The organism is Affinundibacterium nitidum (assembly GCF_014284155.1).
GTDB lineage: Bacteria > Pseudomonadota > Gammaproteobacteria > Burkholderiales > Burkholderiaceae_D > Undibacterium > Undibacterium nitidum.
This window is the reverse complement of record NZ_JACOFZ010000037.1, coordinates 1-443: the sequence shown is the minus strand read 5'-3', so window position 1 is coordinate 443 and position 443 is coordinate 1. Positions and strand designations below refer to the sequence as shown.

The 443-nt window shown below is 53.7% G+C and carries 1 protein-coding gene; it reads left to right on the top strand.

The window, feature by feature from the left end; genetic code table 11:
- The coding region (locus H8K36_RS18935) for a VCBS domain-containing protein (RefSeq protein ID WP_186918080.1) at window positions 1-443 on the top strand (443 nt) is incomplete at both ends.

Here is a 443-nt window from a genome sequence, read left to right as displayed (position 1 = left end):
GGTGTGAACTACACCTTGCCAGCCGGTGCAACAGCATTGACGGCAGCAGGTGCGTTCAGCATCACGCCAACGACCCAAACCTCGAATGGTGGTGCAGGTACAGCGATTGCGTACACCTACGATCCAGCAGCGGCGAACTTAGACTTCTTGCGTGCAGGCCAAAGCTTGACGATCACTTACCAAGTGAAGGTCAATGACGGTACAGCAGACTCCGCAGTGCAAGACGTGACGTTCACGATTACAGGCGCGAACGATGCGCCAGTGTTGAGTGACACAACGAACCCAGCAGCTGTGGTTGAGCTAGCTAATGCTTCTACTCAGAACTTGGCAGCGATTACAGGTAGCTTCGCCGTCTCTGATTTGGATATCGGTGATACCTTGACCGCTTCTGTGGTGGGTTCACCTGTAGTGCAGTTGAACGGTGTGAACTACACCTTACCAGC